This window comes from Marinobacterium arenosum (assembly GCF_019795155.1).
Taxonomy (GTDB): Bacteria; Pseudomonadota; Gammaproteobacteria; order Pseudomonadales; family Balneatricaceae; genus Marinobacterium_C; species Marinobacterium_C arenosum.
Genome location: NZ_JAILYN010000017.1, coordinates 52,399 through 68,502, shown reverse-complemented (window position 1 = coordinate 68,502; position 16,104 = coordinate 52,399). Strand labels below are relative to the sequence as shown.

At 62.9% G+C, this 16,104-nt stretch carries 16 protein-coding genes; 15 read left to right on the top strand and 1 reads right to left on the bottom strand.

Translation table 11 applies throughout. The annotated features are described in order from the left end of the window. Nucleotide 1 precedes the first annotated feature (1 nt). From pepP to ptsP, 9 genes are all read left to right on the top strand, one after another. Nucleotides 2-1,330: a Xaa-Pro aminopeptidase gene (gene pepP / locus K6T12_RS09865; RefSeq protein ID WP_222221953.1), complete on the top strand. Its 1,329-nt coding sequence runs from the start codon at nt 2-4 to the stop codon at nt 1,328-1,330. Beyond that, nucleotides 1,330-2,598, top strand: a complete 1,269-nt coding sequence (gene ubiH / locus K6T12_RS09860; RefSeq protein WP_222221951.1) for a 2-octaprenyl-6-methoxyphenyl hydroxylase — start codon at nt 1,330-1,332, stop codon at nt 2,596-2,598. The genes pepP and ubiH overlap by 1 nt, the downstream gene beginning before the upstream one ends. Continuing rightward, nucleotides 2,599-3,864: an FAD-dependent monooxygenase gene (locus K6T12_RS09855; RefSeq protein ID WP_222221949.1), complete on the top strand. Its 1,266-nt coding sequence runs from the start codon at nt 2,599-2,601 to the stop codon at nt 3,862-3,864. Nucleotides 3,865-4,071: 207 nt separating this feature from the next. Further along, nucleotides 4,072-4,464 carry a glycine cleavage system protein GcvH gene (gene gcvH / locus K6T12_RS09850; protein ID WP_222221947.1) on the top strand — a complete coding sequence of 131 codons (393 nt, stop codon included), beginning with the start codon at nt 4,072-4,074 and terminating at the stop codon, nt 4,462-4,464. A 140-nt stretch (nt 4,465-4,604) separates the two neighbouring features. Beyond that, nucleotides 4,605-5,801 (top strand): class I SAM-dependent rRNA methyltransferase, encoded by a 1,197-nt coding sequence (locus K6T12_RS09845; RefSeq protein WP_222221945.1) that lies wholly within the window; start codon nt 4,605-4,607, stop codon nt 5,799-5,801. A 28-nt stretch (nt 5,802-5,829) separates the two neighbouring features. Then, the gene (locus K6T12_RS09840) at nt 5,830-6,867 is read left to right on the top strand and encodes an NADP(H)-dependent aldo-keto reductase (protein WP_222221943.1); all 1,038 of its coding nucleotides are present in this window, start codon (nt 5,830-5,832) and stop codon (nt 6,865-6,867) included. Between the two features lie 175 nt (nt 6,868-7,042). Continuing rightward, nucleotides 7,043-7,450, top strand: a complete 408-nt coding sequence (locus K6T12_RS09835; RefSeq protein WP_222221941.1) for a CBS domain-containing protein — start codon at nt 7,043-7,045, stop codon at nt 7,448-7,450. Between the two features lie 273 nt (nt 7,451-7,723). Then, complete coding sequence (locus K6T12_RS09830; protein WP_222221939.1) at nt 7,724-8,209, top strand: RNA pyrophosphohydrolase; 486 nt, start codon at nt 7,724-7,726, stop codon at nt 8,207-8,209. Nucleotides 8,210-8,227: 18 nt separating this feature from the next. Further along, a complete protein-coding gene (ptsP, locus tag K6T12_RS09825) occupies nt 8,228-10,522 on the top strand; it encodes a phosphoenolpyruvate--protein phosphotransferase (RefSeq protein WP_222221937.1) in 2,295 nt (764 codons plus the stop codon). Here ptsP and K6T12_RS09820 read toward each other — a convergent pair. Beyond that, nucleotides 10,509-11,291, bottom strand: coding sequence for an NRDE family protein (locus tag K6T12_RS09820; RefSeq protein WP_222221935.1), 783 nt, complete (start codon nt 11,289-11,291; stop codon nt 10,509-10,511). The genes ptsP and K6T12_RS09820 overlap by 14 nt on opposite strands. Nucleotides 11,292-11,414: 123 nt before the next feature. On the opposite strand from K6T12_RS09820, the gene K6T12_RS09815 reads away from it, so the two are divergent. From K6T12_RS09815 to K6T12_RS09790, 6 genes are read left to right on the top strand one after another with little or no spacing between them, the layout of a single operon-like run. Continuing rightward, nucleotides 11,415-12,215 (top strand): sulfite exporter TauE/SafE family protein, encoded by an 801-nt coding sequence (locus tag K6T12_RS09815; protein ID WP_222221934.1) that lies wholly within the window; start codon nt 11,415-11,417, stop codon nt 12,213-12,215. 9 nt (nt 12,216-12,224) lie between these two features. Beyond that, nucleotides 12,225-13,019: a prolipoprotein diacylglyceryl transferase gene (lgt, locus tag K6T12_RS09810; protein ID WP_222221932.1), complete on the top strand. Its 795-nt coding sequence runs from the start codon at nt 12,225-12,227 to the stop codon at nt 13,017-13,019. Between the two features lie 31 nt (nt 13,020-13,050). Continuing rightward, on the top strand, nt 13,051-13,893 hold the full coding sequence (locus K6T12_RS09805) for a thymidylate synthase (RefSeq protein WP_222221930.1): 843 nt from the start codon (nt 13,051-13,053) through the stop codon (nt 13,891-13,893). Between the two features lie 13 nt (nt 13,894-13,906). Continuing rightward, a complete protein-coding gene (locus tag K6T12_RS09800) occupies nt 13,907-14,410 on the top strand; it encodes a dihydrofolate reductase (RefSeq protein WP_222221928.1) in 504 nt (167 codons plus the stop codon). After that, complete coding sequence (gene birA, locus K6T12_RS09795; protein ID WP_222221926.1) at nt 14,410-15,381, top strand: bifunctional biotin--[acetyl-CoA-carboxylase] ligase/biotin operon repressor BirA; 972 nt, start codon at nt 14,410-14,412, stop codon at nt 15,379-15,381. Before K6T12_RS09800 ends, birA begins: the two co-directional genes overlap by 1 nt. Beyond that, nucleotides 15,378-16,103: a type III pantothenate kinase gene (locus tag K6T12_RS09790; protein ID WP_222221924.1), complete on the top strand. Its 726-nt coding sequence runs from the start codon at nt 15,378-15,380 to the stop codon at nt 16,101-16,103. Before birA ends, K6T12_RS09790 begins: the two co-directional genes overlap by 4 nt. Nucleotide 16,104 lies beyond the last annotated feature (1 nt).

The window sequence follows — 16,104 nt, the reverse complement described above, 5'->3', positions numbered from 1 at the left end:
TATGAGTCAGCGGATTGAAGCGGAAGTGTTTGCCGGGCGTCGAGCCCGGCTGTTGGCCCAGTTGCCGGCCGGTAGCGCCCTGCTGTTGTCGTCGGCGCAGCTGCAGACCCGCAACCATGATGTCGAGTACCCGTTCCGCCAGGACAGCAATTTCTACTACCTGACCGGTTTCGACGAGCCGGATGCCCTGTTGCTGCTGTTGCCGGGCCGCGAAGGGGGGGAGTATGTGCTGTTCTGCCAGGATCGCGATCCGGAGATGGAGATCTGGCACGGTTACCGCACCGGCCCGGAAGGCTGTCGCAGCCGTTACGGCGCCGACGATGCCTGGCCGATCGACCAGGTTGACGAGCAGATGCCGCTGCTGCTGGATGGCCGCAGCCGGCTGTATTACCGCTTGGGCCACGATCAGGATCTGGATAACCGGGTGCATGATTGGCTCAACGCGATGCGGCTGCAGGCACGTCAGGGTATCCGCCCGCCCAGCGAGCTGGTGCTGGTCGATCCGCAGCTCAACGAGATGCGGTTGTTCAAGGCGCCCGAGGAGCAGGCGGTGATGCGCAAGGCCGGCGAGCTCTCGGCCGAGGCCCACGTCAAGGCGATGCAGGCCTGTCGGCCGGGTGTCTTTGAATACCAGCTGGAAGCGGTGATCAGCCACCACTTCGCGATGCATGGCTGTCGGCAGAGCGCCTATCCGTCGATCGTCGGTGGCGGCGCCAATGGCTGCGTGCTGCACTACACCAATAATGATCAGCCGCTCAATGACGGTGACCTGGTATTGATCGATGCCGGTATCGAGTTGGACTACTATGCCGCCGATATCACCCGAACCTTCCCGGTCAACGGTCGTTTCTCCGACGAGCAGAAAGCGCTCTACGAGCTGGTCCTGAAGGCCCAACAGGCCTGTATCGAACTGTGCCGGCCGGGCGTGCTCTGGGACCGGGTGCATGAGCGTTCGGTCGAGGTGCTGACCGACGGGCTGATCGAGCTGGGTATCCTGACCGGCGAGCGTGACGAATTGATCGACAGCGGTGCCTATCGCGACTTCTATATGCACCGTATCGGCCACTGGCTGGGGCTGGATGTGCACGATGTCGGTGACTACAAGGTCGACGGCGAATGGCGGCCGCTGCAGCCGGGCATGGTGATGACGGTCGAACCCGGTCTTTATATCGCACCGGACAATACGCGGGTCGATGCGCGCTGGCGCGGCATCGGCATCCGTATCGAGGACAATGTGCTGATCACCGATGATGGCTGCGAGCTGTTGACCGACGGCGTGCCGAAGACGGTGGCGGAGATTGAAGCGCTGATGGCGCAGGCACAACAGTAATGAAACAGCACTATGACATCCTGATTATCGGCGGCGGAATGGTCGGTGCCAGCCTGGCCTGCGCGTTGCTGCCGGCCAGCGAAGCGCTGGCGCTGAATATCGCGGTGGTCGAAAGTCACCCGTTGCCGGAGTCCGGCCTGAGCTATAACCCCAGCTACGACTCCCGCGCGACGGCACTGGCCTACGGCAGTCGTTCCAGCTATGAGCTGATGGGGGTCTGGCAGAAACTGGCCGAGCATCTGACGCCGATCGAACATATCCATGTCTCCGACCGCGGCCGGTTCGGCGTCGCCCGCCTGCATGCCGAGCAGGAGCGGGTGCCGGCGTTGGGCTACGTGGTGGAGAACCACTGGTTGGGCCGGGTGCTGCTGGACCGGTTGCAGCAGCCGGATGCCGGCCGGATCGACTTTATCTCGCCGGCCGAGGTGATCGGCCTCAATCCGGAGGCCGATCGGATGTCGCTGCTGCTGAGTCGCGACGGCGAGCAGCACCGGTTGAGCGCCGAACTGGTGGTGATGGCCGACGGCGGCCGTTCGTCGCTGCGCGAGCAGCTGGGGATCGGTTACCGCAGCGACGGCTACGGCCAGCACGCGGTGATTGCCAATGTGAGCCCGGATAAGCCGCACGGCGGGGTCGCTTACGAGCGCTTCACCGACAGCGGGCCGATGGCGCTGCTGCCGCTGGACGACCAGGCTGGGTTGCACCGTTGCGGGCTGGTCTGGACGGTGCCGGATGACAGGGTCGACGAGATCATGGCGCTGGACGATGAGGCGTTCATCGAACGGCTGCACGACCGGTTCGGCTATCGCGCCGGTCGCTTCATCAAGGTGGGCGAGCGGCACAGCTACCCGTTGAAGTTGATGCTGGCCGAGGAGCAGGTGCGCAGCAACCTGGTGGTGCTGGGTAACGCCGCTCATGCGCTGCACCCGATTGCCGGTCAGGGCTACAACCTGGCGCTCCGCGCCGTGGTGGCGCTGGCCGAGCAGCTGATCAAGGCCCGCAAGCAGGGCGTCCCGCTCGGCGACCTGGCGATGCTGCAGCAGTATCACCAGGGGCGATTGGCGGATCAGCAGCGCACCATCGGCTTCAGCGACTACACCATGAAACTGTTTACCAACCGTAATCCGCTGCTGGCGGCCGGTCGCAACCTCGGCCTGCAGTTGCTGGATATCTGCCCGCCGGCCAAGACCCTGTTCGCCCGCAGTGCGATGGGGCTGGATCAGCCGGCGCCGGAGCTGAAAGCGGCGCTGAAACCGGAGTTGAAATAGATGAATCCGCAGACTGCCGAAACCGTCGATATCCTGGTGGTCGGTGCCGGTATGGTCGGCCTGGCCGCCGCGCTGGCGCTGGCGCCCAGTGGCTTGAATATCCGTATCCTGGAAGCGCGCGAGGTCGATCCCGATCGCATTGCTGCCCAGCTGGCTGAGCAGCAACAGCAGGGCTACGACCCGCGGGTCAGCGCGCTGACCTGTGCCTCCCAACAGCTGCTGAGCCATGTCGGCGCCTGGCCGCAGATGGTAGCCGACCGGGTCAGCCCATACACCGATATGGACGTCTGGGATGGTGAAGGCACCGGCCATATCCATTTCTCCAGCCGCGACCTGCACGAGCCTGCGCTGGGGCACATCGTCGAAAACCGGGTTACCGTGGCGGCGCTGCTGCGCCAGTTGGCCGGCCACGCCAACCTGCAGCTGGACAGCGGCGTTCAGGTGACCGAGCTGTCGCCGCCGCTGGTCGATGGGGGGCGGTGGGTGACCCTGTCCGATCAACGGCAGCTGCGCGCCAAGTTGGTCATTGCCTGCGACGGCGCCTTGTCGCGCACCCGCCAGCTGGCCGGGCTGCCGATGTGGGAGTGGGATTATGGCCATCACGCCATCGTCACCACCGTCACCACCGAACAGCCGCACCTGGCCACCGCCTGGCAGCGTTTCACCGACGATGGCCCGCTGGCGTTGTTGCCGCTGGACGATCCGCACAGCTGCTCGATCGTCTGGTCGACCTCGCCGGCCCACGCCAAGGCGCTGACGGCGTTGGACGATGCGGCATTCTGTATTGCGTTGGGCGAGGCGTTCGAACAGCGTCTGGGCAAGATTACCGGCAGCGATCCGCGCTTTGTCTTCCCGCTACGTCAGCGTCATGCCCAACACTATGTGCAGGACGGTTTTGCGGTGATCGGCGATGCCGCCCATACCATTCACCCGTTGGCCGGCCAGGGGGTCAACCTCGGGCTGCTGGATGCCGCTGAACTGGCGCAGACGTTGCTTGACGCCCAGGCGCGCGGCGAAGCGTTCGGCAGCGAAGCGGTGCTGAAGCGGTTTCAGCGTCGCCGGCAGAGTGCCAACCTGCAGATGGCGGCGGCAATGGAGGGCTTCAAGCGGCTGTTCAACAGTCGTCAGCCGGGGCTGAGGCTGGCACGCAATTTCGGCATGTCGCTGATCGACCGGCTGGGGCCGGTCAAGAGTCATATCGTGCAGCAGGCGATGGGGCTGTCCGGCGATCTGCCGCAGTTGGCACGCAGGCCGGTGCGATCCTGAGGGGTAGGGTTCGGCTCATGAGCCGGCATTGAACTGTCATCGGAATATAGATACATTGGCTGCCCTTCGAGGCGGCGCCCGAAAGAAAGGCTGGATTGTCGCCGCGACTGGCTATACTGGTGATGCACCAATGATCGGCCAGCCGAACATGGTCAGTAACGGAGAGCGGCCGCTCTCTTGAACAAGAACAGGGTGTGGGAAGGAACTATGAGCGATATTCCGTCTGATTTGAAATATGTAGCCAGCCACGAGTGGATTCGCGAAGAGGGCGAGGGGGTGGTTACCGTGGGTATCACCGACCACGCGCAGGAGCTGCTGGGCGATGTGGTGTTCATCGAGCTGCCGGAAGTAGGCGCCGAGCTGGGTGCCGGCGACGACGCCGGGGTGGTGGAGTCGGTCAAAGCGGCCTCCGATATCTACGCACCGCTGAGCGGTACCGTGCTGGCAGTCAACGAACTGCTGGAAGAATCTCCGGAAACCGTCAACAGCGATCCCTATAACGATGGCTGGTTCTTCAAGCTGAAGCTGAGCGACGTTGCCGAGCTGGACGATCTGCTCGGTGCCGACGGCTACGCCGAACTCTGCGAATCCGAAGCCTGATTGCGGCCGTTTCAGCCGTCGAGTGCTACATCCTGTCCCGGCCCCGGCCGGGACATTCCGTTTCTGACAGGTTGCTGAAAAGCACGGGCATTCGCCGTGCCGTTCAACCGCCTGCTAACGCCTGGTAAAGCTACAGTCCCATGTCTTTGCAAACATTGCGCCTCAAAGCCAACGCCGACAAACGCCTGCGCGGCGGCCACCTGTGGATCTACAGTAACGAAGTCGACACCCAAGCCACGCCGCTCAAGCAGTTCGAGATTGGCGAGCAGGTGGTGGTGGTCAACGAACGCGGCAAGCCGCTGGGGATCGCCTATATGAACCCCAACAGCCTGATCTGTGGTCGTTTGGTCAGCCGTGATGTGCAGACCCCGCTGAACCGCTCGCTGATCGTCCACCGCCTGAAAGTGGCGCATTCGTTGCGTGAGATGCTGTACCCCGAATCCTGCTACCGGCTGGTCTACGGTGAGAGTGACGGTCTGCCGGGGCTGGTGATCGACCGTTTCTACGATATCTTCGTGGTACAGGTCAGCACCGCCGGTATGGAGGCGGTGCTGGACGAGATCGTCGAGGCGCTGAACAAGGTGTTCAATCCGAAGGCGATCCTGCTGCGCAACGATGGCAAGATGCGGGCGATGGAGGGGCTGGAGACCTACACCGAAGTGGTGCAGGGTGAGCTGCCGGAGTTGTGCCCGCTGAGCGAGAACAACACCGAGCTGCTGGCACCGTTGCAGCGCGGTCAGAAAACCGGCTGGTTCTACGACCACCGAGAAAGCCGCGCCAAGGTGCAGCAGCTGGTACAGGGCAAGCGGGTGCTGGACCTGTTCAGCTATGTCGGGGGCTGGGGCGTGCAGGCGCTGGCGGCCGGTGCCGAGGAGGTGGTCTGCGTCGATGCCTCCCACTTCGCGCTGGAGGTGGCGCGCGAGAACGCCCGTATCAACAACGCCGAAGCGCGTTTCACCGGCTTGCACGGCGATGCCTTCGAGGCCTGCAAGGCGCTGGTGGCCGAGCGTGAGCGGTTCGATCTGGTGGTGGTCGATCCTCCGGCCTTCATCCAGAAGAAAAAGGATCTGCGCAATGGCGAGCGCGCCTACGCCCGGATCAACAACCTGGCGATGCGGTTGCTGAAGAAGGGCGGGGTGCTGGTGTCGGCTTCCTGCTCGATGCATTACCAGCGCGACCGGCTGGTGGACATGATCCGCTCCAACAGCCGTGAGCTGGACCGCAGCGCGCAGATCTTCCATGTCGGCTACCAGGGGGCGGACCACCCGATCCATCCGGCGATCCCGGAAACCGATTACCTGAAGGCCTATTTCGCTCGTATCCTGCCGGCGGGATAAATCGCCGGATCTGCTAGGAGTCCGTGAGATGGAAAAGCGAACGCTGGGCAGCAGCGCACTGGATGTCAGTCTGATCTGCCTGGGCACCATGACCTTCGGCAACCAGAATAGCGAGGCGCAAGCCCATCAGCAGCTGGACTGCGCCATCGCCGCCGGGGTCAACTTTATCGATGCTGCCGAGATGTACCCGGTGCCAACTGGCGCCGAGCTGCAGGGCCGCACCGAGCAATATATCGGCAACTGGCTGCGCGCACGCGGCAACCGCGACCGGCTGGTGATCGCCACCAAGGCCAGCGGTCCCGGCGAGATGGTCAGCTACCTGCGGCCCGATATCCATTTCGACCGGCGCAATATCAGCGAGGCGTTGGATGGCAGCCTGCGGCGGCTGCAGACCGACTATATCGATCTGTACCAGTTGCACTGGCCGGACCGGGCCAGCAATTTCTTCGGCCAGCTCGGCTACCGGCACCAGCCGGAAAAGGACGGTACTCCGATCCAGCAGACGCTGGAAGTACTGAAGGAGCAGGTCGACGCCGGCAAGATTCGCTATATCGGTTTGTCCAATGAGACGCCCTGGGGGCTGATGAGCTTCCTGAAGTATGCTGAACAGTTCGATCTGCCACGGGTGGTGTCTTTGCAGAATCCGTACAGCCTGCTGAACCGTACCTGCGAGATCGCGCTGGCCGAGATCATGCAGCGCGAACAGGTCGATCTACTGGCCTATTCGCCACTGGGTTTTGGTACCCTGAGCGGCAAATATCTGGACGGTGCTCTACCCGCCGGTTCCCGGCTAGCTCTGTTTCCGCACTACCAGCGCTACCTGACCGAGCAGGGCGTACGAGCCACCGAATCCTATGTACAGCTGGCACGCGAGCATGGCCTGGATCCGGCCCAGATGGCGCTGGCGTATGTCAATAGCCGGCCGTTCCTGGCCAGCAACATTATCGGCGCCACCTCGCTGGCGCAGCTGGAGTCGAACCTGGCGTCGGTCGAGCTGAGGCTCGGTGCGGAGCTGCTGGCGGCGATCGAAGCGATCCATAACCGCTTCCCCAACCCCTGCCCCTGACGATGACCCGGCCTGCGATTGGGTCGGGATAAAGTCTCGTTATGGCTGCTCTCGATGATCGCTGCCGGTGTTATACCGGCAGCGTGATTGCTCATCACCGCGCTCCGAATCCTTTGCTAGTGCTTCTGGCCGTTGTTGACCACACTTTAAGGGTAACAACGGGGAGGACCTGCTGATGTACCAGGTCGGTGAAGTGATGTATCCGGTCAACCGGCCGCTGCATGCCGAGATGAGCCTGCCGGAGGCAGTGGATATTATCCTCAGCTCCGGCTTTATCGGTTTGCCGGTGGTGGATGACGACAACCATGTGGTGGGGTTCCTGTCGGAACACGATTGCATGCCGCTGCTGCTGAACGGCAGCTACCATAGCGATATCCGTACCCTGGTGCGCGATATCATGCATGCGCCGCCGCTGTTGGTGACGCCGCATCAGAGTATCGTCGACCTGGCGATGCAGATGCGAGACCAGAAGCCGAAAGTCTATCCGGTGGTGGTGCAGGGACGGCTGGTCGGTCTGGTTACCCGCAGCCATGTGATGCGCGCCCTGAACGACGCCTTTCGGGCCAGTAAAACGGTGGCCTGAGTCGCGCGCGGGGTAGTGCCGGCAACTGAACGCTTTGTGCCAGTGTTCAGTCGACCGGATGATCTCCAACCGTCTACGTCAGTGCGTCCACTGACGCGCTTTCCTGCGACCTGTTTTCGCCGCTGCCGAAACAGCCGGTAGCTTCGCTTTGCGCAGCCTGCTGAGCGCCCGGCGCGGTGCACCTGCCGGTTGATTATGTTAACTGGTACGGCATTTGCTGAACTGAAAAGAAGTGTGGAACAATAGGTCGAAAAGAATTTAGGAAAAGTAGACGTGATCGATTCGGATGGGTTCCGACCGAATGTCGGTATCATTATTGCGAACTCGCTGGGTCAGGTACTCTGGGCAAGACGCATCGGGCAGGATGCATGGCAGTTCCCGCAGGGTGGCATTCACCCGAATGAAACACCGCAGCAGGCGATGTTCCGTGAACTGAAAGAGGAGATCGGGCTGACACCGACGGATGTCGAGATTATCGCGGTGACCCGAGGCTGGCTCCGCTACCGCCTCCCCAAGCGTATGATCCGGCGTAACTCCCAGCCGCTGTGCGTGGGGCAGAAGCAGAAGTGGTTCCTGCTGCGGATGCTAAGCCACGACGGTGCCGTGGCGATCGACCAGACCGACTCGCCGGAGTTTGACGACTGGCGCTGGGTCAGTTACTGGTATCCGCTGGGCCAGGTGGTCTCCTTCAAGCGGGAAGTTTATCGTAAGGCGATGAGGGAGTTGTCGCCTAAACTTTCAGGTCTGAGCTGTAACTAATCAGGAGGTCGTTCGCCAATGCTGGATGTATTGCGCAAAATCGTTCAGGAAGTCAGTACCGCGCCTGACTTGCAGGCGGTGCTGGATCTGATCGTGCGACGAATCCAGCGGGCGATGCGTACCCAGGTCTGCTCGGTATACCTGTTTGACGCCAGTCAGCAGCGCTATGTGCTGATGGCCTCGAAAGGGCTCAACAAGGAGGCGATCGGCAACGTCAGTCTGTCGCCGTCGGAAGGGATCGTCGGCCTGGTCGGTGAACGTGCCGAGCCGATCAACCTGGAAGACGCCTCCACCCACCCCTCCTTTATCTACCTGAAAGCCACCGGCGAGGAGCGTTTTCACGCCTTCCTGGGGGTGCCGATCATCCACCACCGCGATGTGCTCGGGGTGTTGGTGGTTCAGCAGAAGGAGGTGCGTCGCTTCGATGAGAGCGAAGAGGCGTTCCTGGTCACCCTGTCGGCGCAGTTGGCCGGGGTGATCGCCCATGCCGAGGCCACCGGTTCGGTGATCCGTGGCGCCCAGGCCGGCAGCGAGGAGCGCGATCGGCGCTTCATCGGTGTCTCCGGCGCGCCGGGTGTGGCGATCGGCCGGGTGGTGGTGGTCGCTCCCGCCGCCGACCTGAATGCGGTGCCGGACCGGGACGCCCAGGATATCGATGAGGAGCTGGACAAGTTTCACCAGGCGCTGAGCGCCGTGCAGCGTGATATCAAGGTGGTCGGCCGCAGCCTGTCGAAGCACCTGCGCTCGGAAGAGCAGGCACTGTTCGACGTCTATCTGCGGATGCTGGACGATAACGCGCTGGCCGGTGAGATCAGCAGTCGAATTCGCCAGGGGGTCTGGGCCCAGGCGGCGTTGCGTGATGTGATCCTGGATCATGTGCGCCAGTTCTCGGCGATGGAGGACCCCTACCTGCGCGAGCGTGCCAGCGATATTCGCGATCTGGGCCGGCGCATTCTGGCGTACCTGCAGGAAGCCAGTCCGACCTCGCTGCAATTCCACGAGAATACCATCCTGGTGGCCGACGAACTGTCGCCGGCCATGTTGGGTGAGGTGCCGACCGACAAATTGATGGGGCTGGTGTCGGTGCATGGTTCCGGTAACAGCCATGCCGCCATCCTGGCCCGTTCAATGGGGATTCCGACGGTGATGGGGGTGGTCGATCTGCCCTACACCAAGATCGATGGCTGCCAGGCGATTCTGGACGGTTATGCCGGTCGGTTCTATCTGAATCCGTCCGAAGAGTTGGGTGATGCCTACCAGGAGATCCTGCGCGGCGAGCAGGAGGTGGCGGCCGAGCTGGCCACCTTGAAAGATCTTCCGGCGACCACCACCGACGGGTATCGGATGCCGCTGTGGGTCAACACCGGCCTGGTGGCCGACGTGGTACGTTCGTTGGAGCGCGGCGCCGAGGGAATTGGTCTGTACCGGACCGAGATCCCGTTCATGATCCGGGACTTCTTCCCCAGTGAGCAGGAACAGATGCAGACCTACCGGCGTCAGCTGGAGGCATTCCACCCGCGGCCGGTCACCATGCGTACCCTCGATATCGGCGGTGACAAGGCGCTGCCCTATTTCCCGATCGAGGAGGAGAACCCGTTTCTTGGCTGGCGCGGTATCCGGATTACCCTGGATCATCCGGAGATTTTCCTGGTGCAGGTAAGGGCGATGCTGCGGGCGGCCGAAGGGCTCAACAACCTGCGTATCATGCTGCCGATGGTGACCAGCGTACGCGAGGTGGAGGAGGCGTTGCACCAGATCGACCGCGCGGTAGTCGAACTGCGCGATGAGGGCCATGTGGTCGACCGGCCGCCGGTGGGGGTGATGGTCGAGGTGCCCGCCGCGGTGTACCAGGTGCGCCGTTTTGCCCGTCGGGTGGATTTCATCTCGGTCGGTTCCAACGACCTGACCCAGTACCTGCTGGCGGTGGACCGCAACAACCCGCGGGTGGCCGACCTGTACGTGCCCTACCATCCGGCGGTACTGCGGGCGCTGGACTATATCGCCCGCGAAGCACGCAAGGAGAAGAATGTTCAGGTGTCGATCTGCGGCGAGCTGGCGGCCGAGCCGGCCGGGGCGTTGCTGCTGATGGCGATGGGCTACGACGTGCTGTCGATGAATGCCACCAACCTGCCGCGCATCAAATCCGCTATCCGCGGGGTCAGCCTCAAGCAGGCCCAGGCGCTCTACGATCGGGTCAAGCAGATGGACGATGCCGACAAGATCTGTCAGCTGCTGCAGGATGAGCTGAAACGGCTGGGTCTGGCCCAGCTGTCCCGCCCGCAGATGCCGGGCGAGACCTTTAATCGACACTGAGCGCCGCTTGCGGCGCCAGTTGAAAGTTCAGTCGTTCCCGCTGTCCGTCCGCCGAGAAGTTCTGTTCCGCAATCCACACCCGGCCATCGCGATGCTGAATCAGTGCCGTGCTGGCGCGGGTGCCGTAGTGTTCCGACTGGATAAAGCAGGATGACAGCAGTTTCTCCCACTCGTGACTGATGCCGGTATCGGGCAGCTGGTTGTCGTTTGCCTGCTGTGGGTGCCAGAGCAGTGGCAACAGCTGCTCGCAATGGGGTTCCGAATCCGTTGCCAGGTAGTTGTGCAGCCGCTTTTTCAGCGCCGTCAGTTTCGGCCAGGGGGTGTCCAGGTGGGCGTTGCTGAGGCCGTACAGGCCGGGCTTCAGTCGCCGGTAACCGCCGCCCCGGTTGGACAGATAATACAAGTCGTCGCAGTCGCCCAATAACAGGTTGAAGCCGCCATAGTGATGGCCCTGCCGCTGCAGTGCCAGGGCAAATTCCGCGGCGCTCTGTTCGCCAACCAGGTAGTCGCGAATCAGATGGCCGCGCGAGCGCTTGTCGGTTGGCCGGTTGCGGCCGTCACGGTGGTTGGTGACCGCCGCGAGCTTGCCGTCGCGGTTCAGCGCCAGCCAGCTGCCGTCCTGTTCCAGGTCGCGACCGCCGAGAATATGGTCGTGCTCCGACCAGAAGCCGAGCGGAAGGCTGGGGCGAGCATAGAATTCGTCCCGGTTGGCAATCAGTATCAGCGGGAAATCCGGATGCTGGCGGTAGGAAAAAGCGATCAGGCACATGGCTGCAGTGTCTCATATTCAGCCTTGTCTGCAAGCGCCAAGTGGCCTGTCGGCCGGGTTATTCGGTACACTAGCGCCCACAGGATGAACACCAGGTAACCCGGGAAAAGGAGCGCTAGAAGGATGTTGACCACCCTGTTGTTGTATCTGTTGCTGGGCGCGGTGGCTGGCGTGGTGGCCGGGCTGTTCGGTATCGGCGGTGGCCTGCTGATCGTGCCGGTACTGGTGTTCAGTTTCGAGTTGCAGGGGATGGCACCGGAGGTGCTGACCCATGCCGCGGTCGCGACCTCGCTGGCGACCATCGTGGTGACCTCGCTGGCTTCGGTACGGGCCCATAACCGGACTGGAGCCGTGCGCTGGCAACTGTTCAGGCCATTGACCGCCGGTATCGTGCTGGGCGCCTTCGTCGGTGTGCAGCTGGCGGTGATGCTGCCGGGTCACTGGTTGCAGGTGTTGTTCGGGCTGTTTGTGCTTTGCGTGGCGGCCCAGATGGCCTTTAGCCTGACGCCGAAGGCCGGCGAGCGGGTTGCGTCGGCAGCGGGGCTGGTCGGCGCGGGTGGTCTGATCGGTGGTCTGTCGGCGATTTTCGGTATCGGCGGCGGCACCCTGACGGTGCCCTATCTGAGCTGGCGGCGGGTGTCGATGCAGCAGGCGGTGGCGACCTCGGCGGCCTGCGGCCTGCCGATCGCGCTGGTCGGTGCGCTGACCAATGTCTGGCGTGGCTGGGGCGATCCGCTGGTTGCCGATTGGAGTCTGGGCTATGTCTACCTGCCGGCCTTCTTCGGTATCGTGCTGAGCAGTTCGTTCTGCGCCAAGTTCGGCGCCCGGCTGGCCCACTCGCTGCCGGGGCCGACCCTGAAGCGGATTTTCGCGGTGTTCCTGCTGCTGGTCGGTTGCCGCTTCCTGATAACCAATCTGATGTGAGAAAACGGCGTGTGGATTCATGATATCGACCCGATAGCGATTTCGTTGGGCCCGTTGCAGGTGCATTGGTATGGCCTGATGTACCTGATTGGCTTCGCGGCCGCCTGGTGGCTGGGCAACAGGCGTGCCGCGCAGCCGGGCTCAGGCTGGACCGCCGATATGATCTCCGACCTGGTGTTCTGGGGCGCGTTGGGTGCGGTGTTGGGCGGGCGTTTCGGTTACGTGCTGTTCTACAACTTTGACCAGTTTCTGGAGGATCCGCTCTGGCTGTTCGCGGTCTGGGAGGGGGGGATGTCCTTCCACGGCGGTCTGCTGGGGGTGTTGCTGGTGTTGCTGCTGTTCGGCCGCAAATACAACAAGAGCTTCCTGGAGATGGGTGATTTCGCCGCGCCGCTGGTGCCGATCGGGCTGGGCGCCGGACGGTTGGGCAACTTTATCGGCGGCGAACTCTGGGGTCGGTCAACCGACCTGCCCTGGGGGGTGATCTTCCCGCGCGCGCCTGATGCACTGCCGCGCCACCCCTCGCAGCTGTACGAATTTGCGCTGGAAGGTGTGCTGATGTTCGCGTTGCTGTGGTGGTATTCGAGCAAGCCGCGGCCGCGGGCGGCGGTTTCCGGCCTGTTCCTGCTGCTATATGGCTTGTTCCGCTCGTTGGTGGAGCTGGTGCGCGAGCCGGACGCCCATATTGGTTTTATTGCCTTTGGCTGGTTAACGAAAGGGCAGCTGTTGTCGCTGCCGATGGTGCTGCTCGGTGGTTTGATGTTGTGGTGGGCTTATCGCCGCGACGCGCGCCGGGTGGCTTGAAGAGATGCGGCTGCGGCCGCTGGAGAGAGTAATGCAACAGTACCTTGAGCTGATGCGGGATATTAAAGAAAACGGTACCGATAAAGGTGATCGAACCGGTACCGGGACCCGCTCGGTGTTCGGCCGCCAGCTGCGGTTCGATCTGGCAGAGGGCTTCCCGCTGCTGACTACCAAGAAAGTGCACCTGAAGTCGATCATCTACGAACTGCTCTGGTTCCTGGATGGCAATACCAACAACGACTGGCTCAAGGAGCGCGGTGTCCGGATCTGGGACGAGTGGGCGCTGGAGGATGGCGAGCTGGGGCCGATTTACGGCAAGCAGTGGCGCTCCTGGGCCTGCCCGGACGGTTCGACGGTGGACCAGATCGCCGAATTGATGGCGCAGATCCGTCGCAACCCCAATTCGCGCCGGCTGATCGTCAGCGGCTGGAACCCGGCCGACCTGCCGGACGAGTCACTGAGCCCGCAGGACAACGTGCGTAACGGCAAGGCGGCGTTACCGCCCTGTCATACCCTGTTCCAGTTTTATGTGGCCGACAACAAGCTGAGTTGTCAGCTCTACCAGCGCAGTGCCGACTACGTGCTGGGGGTGCCGTTCAATATCGCCTCCTATGCGCTGCTGACCCATATGATCGCCCAGCAGTGCGATCTGCAGGTGGGGGAGTTCGTGCACACCTTTGGCGATGTGCATCTCTATATGGATCACCTGAACGATCCGGCGATCGTCGACGAGCAGCTCGGTCGTACGCCGCGGGCGCTGCCGAAGCTGCAGATCAAGCGTAAGCCGGAGAGCCTGTTCGACTACCGGTTCGAGGATTTCGAGATCCTCGACTACGATCCCTATCCGCCGATCCGCGCTGCGGTATCGGTATAAAGGAGGGCCGAGCATGAAGCTGGCTATTATCGTCGCCCAGGCGCAGAACCGGGTGATCGGCATCGACAACAAGCTGCCCTGGCATCTGCCGGAGGACTTGAAGTACTTCAAGCAGGTCACCATGGGCAAGCCGATCATCATGGGGCGCAAGACCTTCGAGTCGATCAAGCGGTCGCTGCCGGGACGCACCAATATCGTGATCACCCGCGATCAGGGGTATCAGCACCCGGGTATCCGGGTGGTGCACAGTCTGGCAGAGGCGGCCGAACTGGCCGAAAGCATCTGCCTGATCGAAGGGCATGACGAAGCGATGGTGATCGGCGGCGCGGAGATCTACCGCCAGGCGCTGCCGCAGACCGGGCGTCTCTACCTGACCCAGGTGCATGCCGAGGTGAACGGCGATGCCTGGTTCCCGGCGCTCGACACGGCCGACTGGCGCGAGATCGCTCGGCAGGACTTTGCGGCCGATGACGGCAATCCTTACGACTACAGTTTTATCGTGCTGGACCGGGTGTGATGGGCGAACAGGCACTTCTTGAGATCCTGGCGGACGGCAAGTTCCATTCCGGCCAGGAGTTGGGGGAACTGCTGGGGGTCAGTCGCAGTGCGATCTGGAAGCAGATCCGCAAACTGGAAGCGCTGGGGCTTGAGATCTACAGCGTCAAGGGGCGCGGTTATCGGCTGCCAGGTGGTATCGAGCTGCTCGATAGCGAGCGGATCGGTCAGGCGTTGGATGCTGCGGTGGCGGCTAGACTGCAACGGATCGAACTGGAGATGACCCTGGCCTCCACCAATCAGGCGGCGCTGCAGGCAAGTCAGCAGGGCGACAGTCATGGGGTGTTGTTCCTGGCCGAGCGGCAGACCGCCGGTCGCGGTCGCCGTGGTCGCCAATGGGCCAGCCCGTTCGGCGCCAATCTCTACTTTTCGCTGGTGTGGCGTTTCCAGACCGGTGCCCAGGCACTGGAGGGGCTCAGCCTGCTGGTCGGGCTGGCGCTGGTCGAGTCATTGCAGCCGCAGTTGCCGGAGCCGTTGCTGTTGAAGTGGCCCAACGATCTGCTCTGCCGGCAACGCAAGCTGGCCGGTATCCTGCTGGAGATGAGTGGTGATCCGCAGGGGGATTGCCAGGTGGTGATCGGCGTCGGTATCAACGTGCAGATGCCGCTGGCGGCCGCTGAGGCGATCGACCAGCCCTGGATCGATCTGGCCGGGCTGAATGGCGGTCCGGTTTCCCGCAACCAGCTGCTGGCGGCGGTGCTCAACTCGCTGGTGCCGAAACTGGAGCGTTTCGCGGTGGAGGGCTTCGCCCCGTTCCGGGATGCCTGGCAGGCGGTTAATGCCTATCAGGATGCACCGGTCAAACTGCTGCTGGGGCCGCGCGAAGTGGAGGGTGTCTGCCTGGGGGTCGATGAATCCGGTGCGTTGCGGCTGCGGATGGCGGATGGCGAACAACTGTTCCATGGCGGTGAGATTTCGCTGAGGCAAGCATGATTCTGGAGATCGATGTCGGTAACACCTTTCTGAAGTGGCGGTTGCTGGCGGCGGACCACGTCGTCGAGCGGGGCCGCTGCTACAGTGGCCAGTTGGCGCAGGGGATGCCGGAGCAATGGCCGGATCGGGTCTGCCGGGTGCGGATCGGTTCGGTGGCCGGTGCCGAGGTGGATGCGCTGCTGGAGCGGTATTGTCGGCAGCGTTGGCAGCTGGTGCCGCAATTCGCCCGTACCGCTGCAGCGGCCGGCGGCGTACGCAACAGCTATCAGGACCCGGCGCGTATGGGGGTGGACCGCTGGCTGGCGATGCTGGCCGCGTTCAATGATGCCGGCGGGGCCTGCTGCGTGGTCGATTGCGGCAGCGCGATCACCGTTGACTATGTGGCCGCGGATGGTGTTCACCAGGGGGGCTATATCATGCCCGGCCTACGGCTACTAAAGGAAAGCCTGCTGTCGAACACCGCCCGTATTCTGGTGGATCAGTCGCTGGAGCAGTTCGATACCAGACCGGGCACCCACACGTCGGCAGCTGTGGAGCATGGCATCAACCTGATGTTTCAGGCGCTGCAGGAAAAGATTCTGGCGGATCTCGAATCGCGACCGCAACCGGTGCCACTTTATATAACCGGCGGCGACGGTGAACTGTTTCATCGCTTGGCCGGCTGTGGTTGCTATCGACCGGAGCTGGTGATGGACGGCCTGGTGTGGGCGCTGGAGGGCTAGT

Coding starts and splice junctions, on each gene's coding strand:
- ptsP (WP_222221937.1), top strand. CDS start 8,228: ATGCTGGATGTATTGCGCAAAATCGTTCAGGAAGTCAGTACCGCGCCT.
- K6T12_RS09845 (WP_222221945.1), top strand. CDS start 4,605: ATGTCTTTGCAAACATTGCGCCTCAAAGCCAACGCCGACAAACGCCTG.
- K6T12_RS09840 (WP_222221943.1), top strand. CDS start 5,830: ATGGAAAAGCGAACGCTGGGCAGCAGCGCACTGGATGTCAGTCTGATC.
- K6T12_RS09835 (WP_222221941.1), top strand. CDS start 7,043: ATGTACCAGGTCGGTGAAGTGATGTATCCGGTCAACCGGCCGCTGCAT.
- K6T12_RS09815 (WP_222221934.1), top strand. CDS start 11,415: ATGTTGACCACCCTGTTGTTGTATCTGTTGCTGGGCGCGGTGGCTGGC.
- K6T12_RS09855 (WP_222221949.1), top strand. CDS start 2,599: ATGAATCCGCAGACTGCCGAAACCGTCGATATCCTGGTGGTCGGTGCC.
- birA (WP_222221926.1), top strand. CDS start 14,410: ATGGGCGAACAGGCACTTCTTGAGATCCTGGCGGACGGCAAGTTCCAT.
- ubiH (WP_222221951.1), top strand. CDS start 1,330: ATGAAACAGCACTATGACATCCTGATTATCGGCGGCGGAATGGTCGGT.
- pepP (WP_222221953.1), top strand. CDS start 2: ATGAGTCAGCGGATTGAAGCGGAAGTGTTTGCCGGGCGTCGAGCCCGG.
- K6T12_RS09820 (WP_222221935.1), bottom strand. CDS start 11,291: ATGTGCCTGATCGCTTTTTCCTACCGCCAGCATCCGGATTTCCCGCTG.
- K6T12_RS09805 (WP_222221930.1), top strand. CDS start 13,051: ATGCAACAGTACCTTGAGCTGATGCGGGATATTAAAGAAAACGGTACC.
- gcvH (WP_222221947.1), top strand. CDS start 4,072: ATGAGCGATATTCCGTCTGATTTGAAATATGTAGCCAGCCACGAGTGG.
- K6T12_RS09800 (WP_222221928.1), top strand. CDS start 13,907: ATGAAGCTGGCTATTATCGTCGCCCAGGCGCAGAACCGGGTGATCGGC.
- K6T12_RS09790 (WP_222221924.1), top strand. CDS start 15,378: ATGATTCTGGAGATCGATGTCGGTAACACCTTTCTGAAGTGGCGGTTG.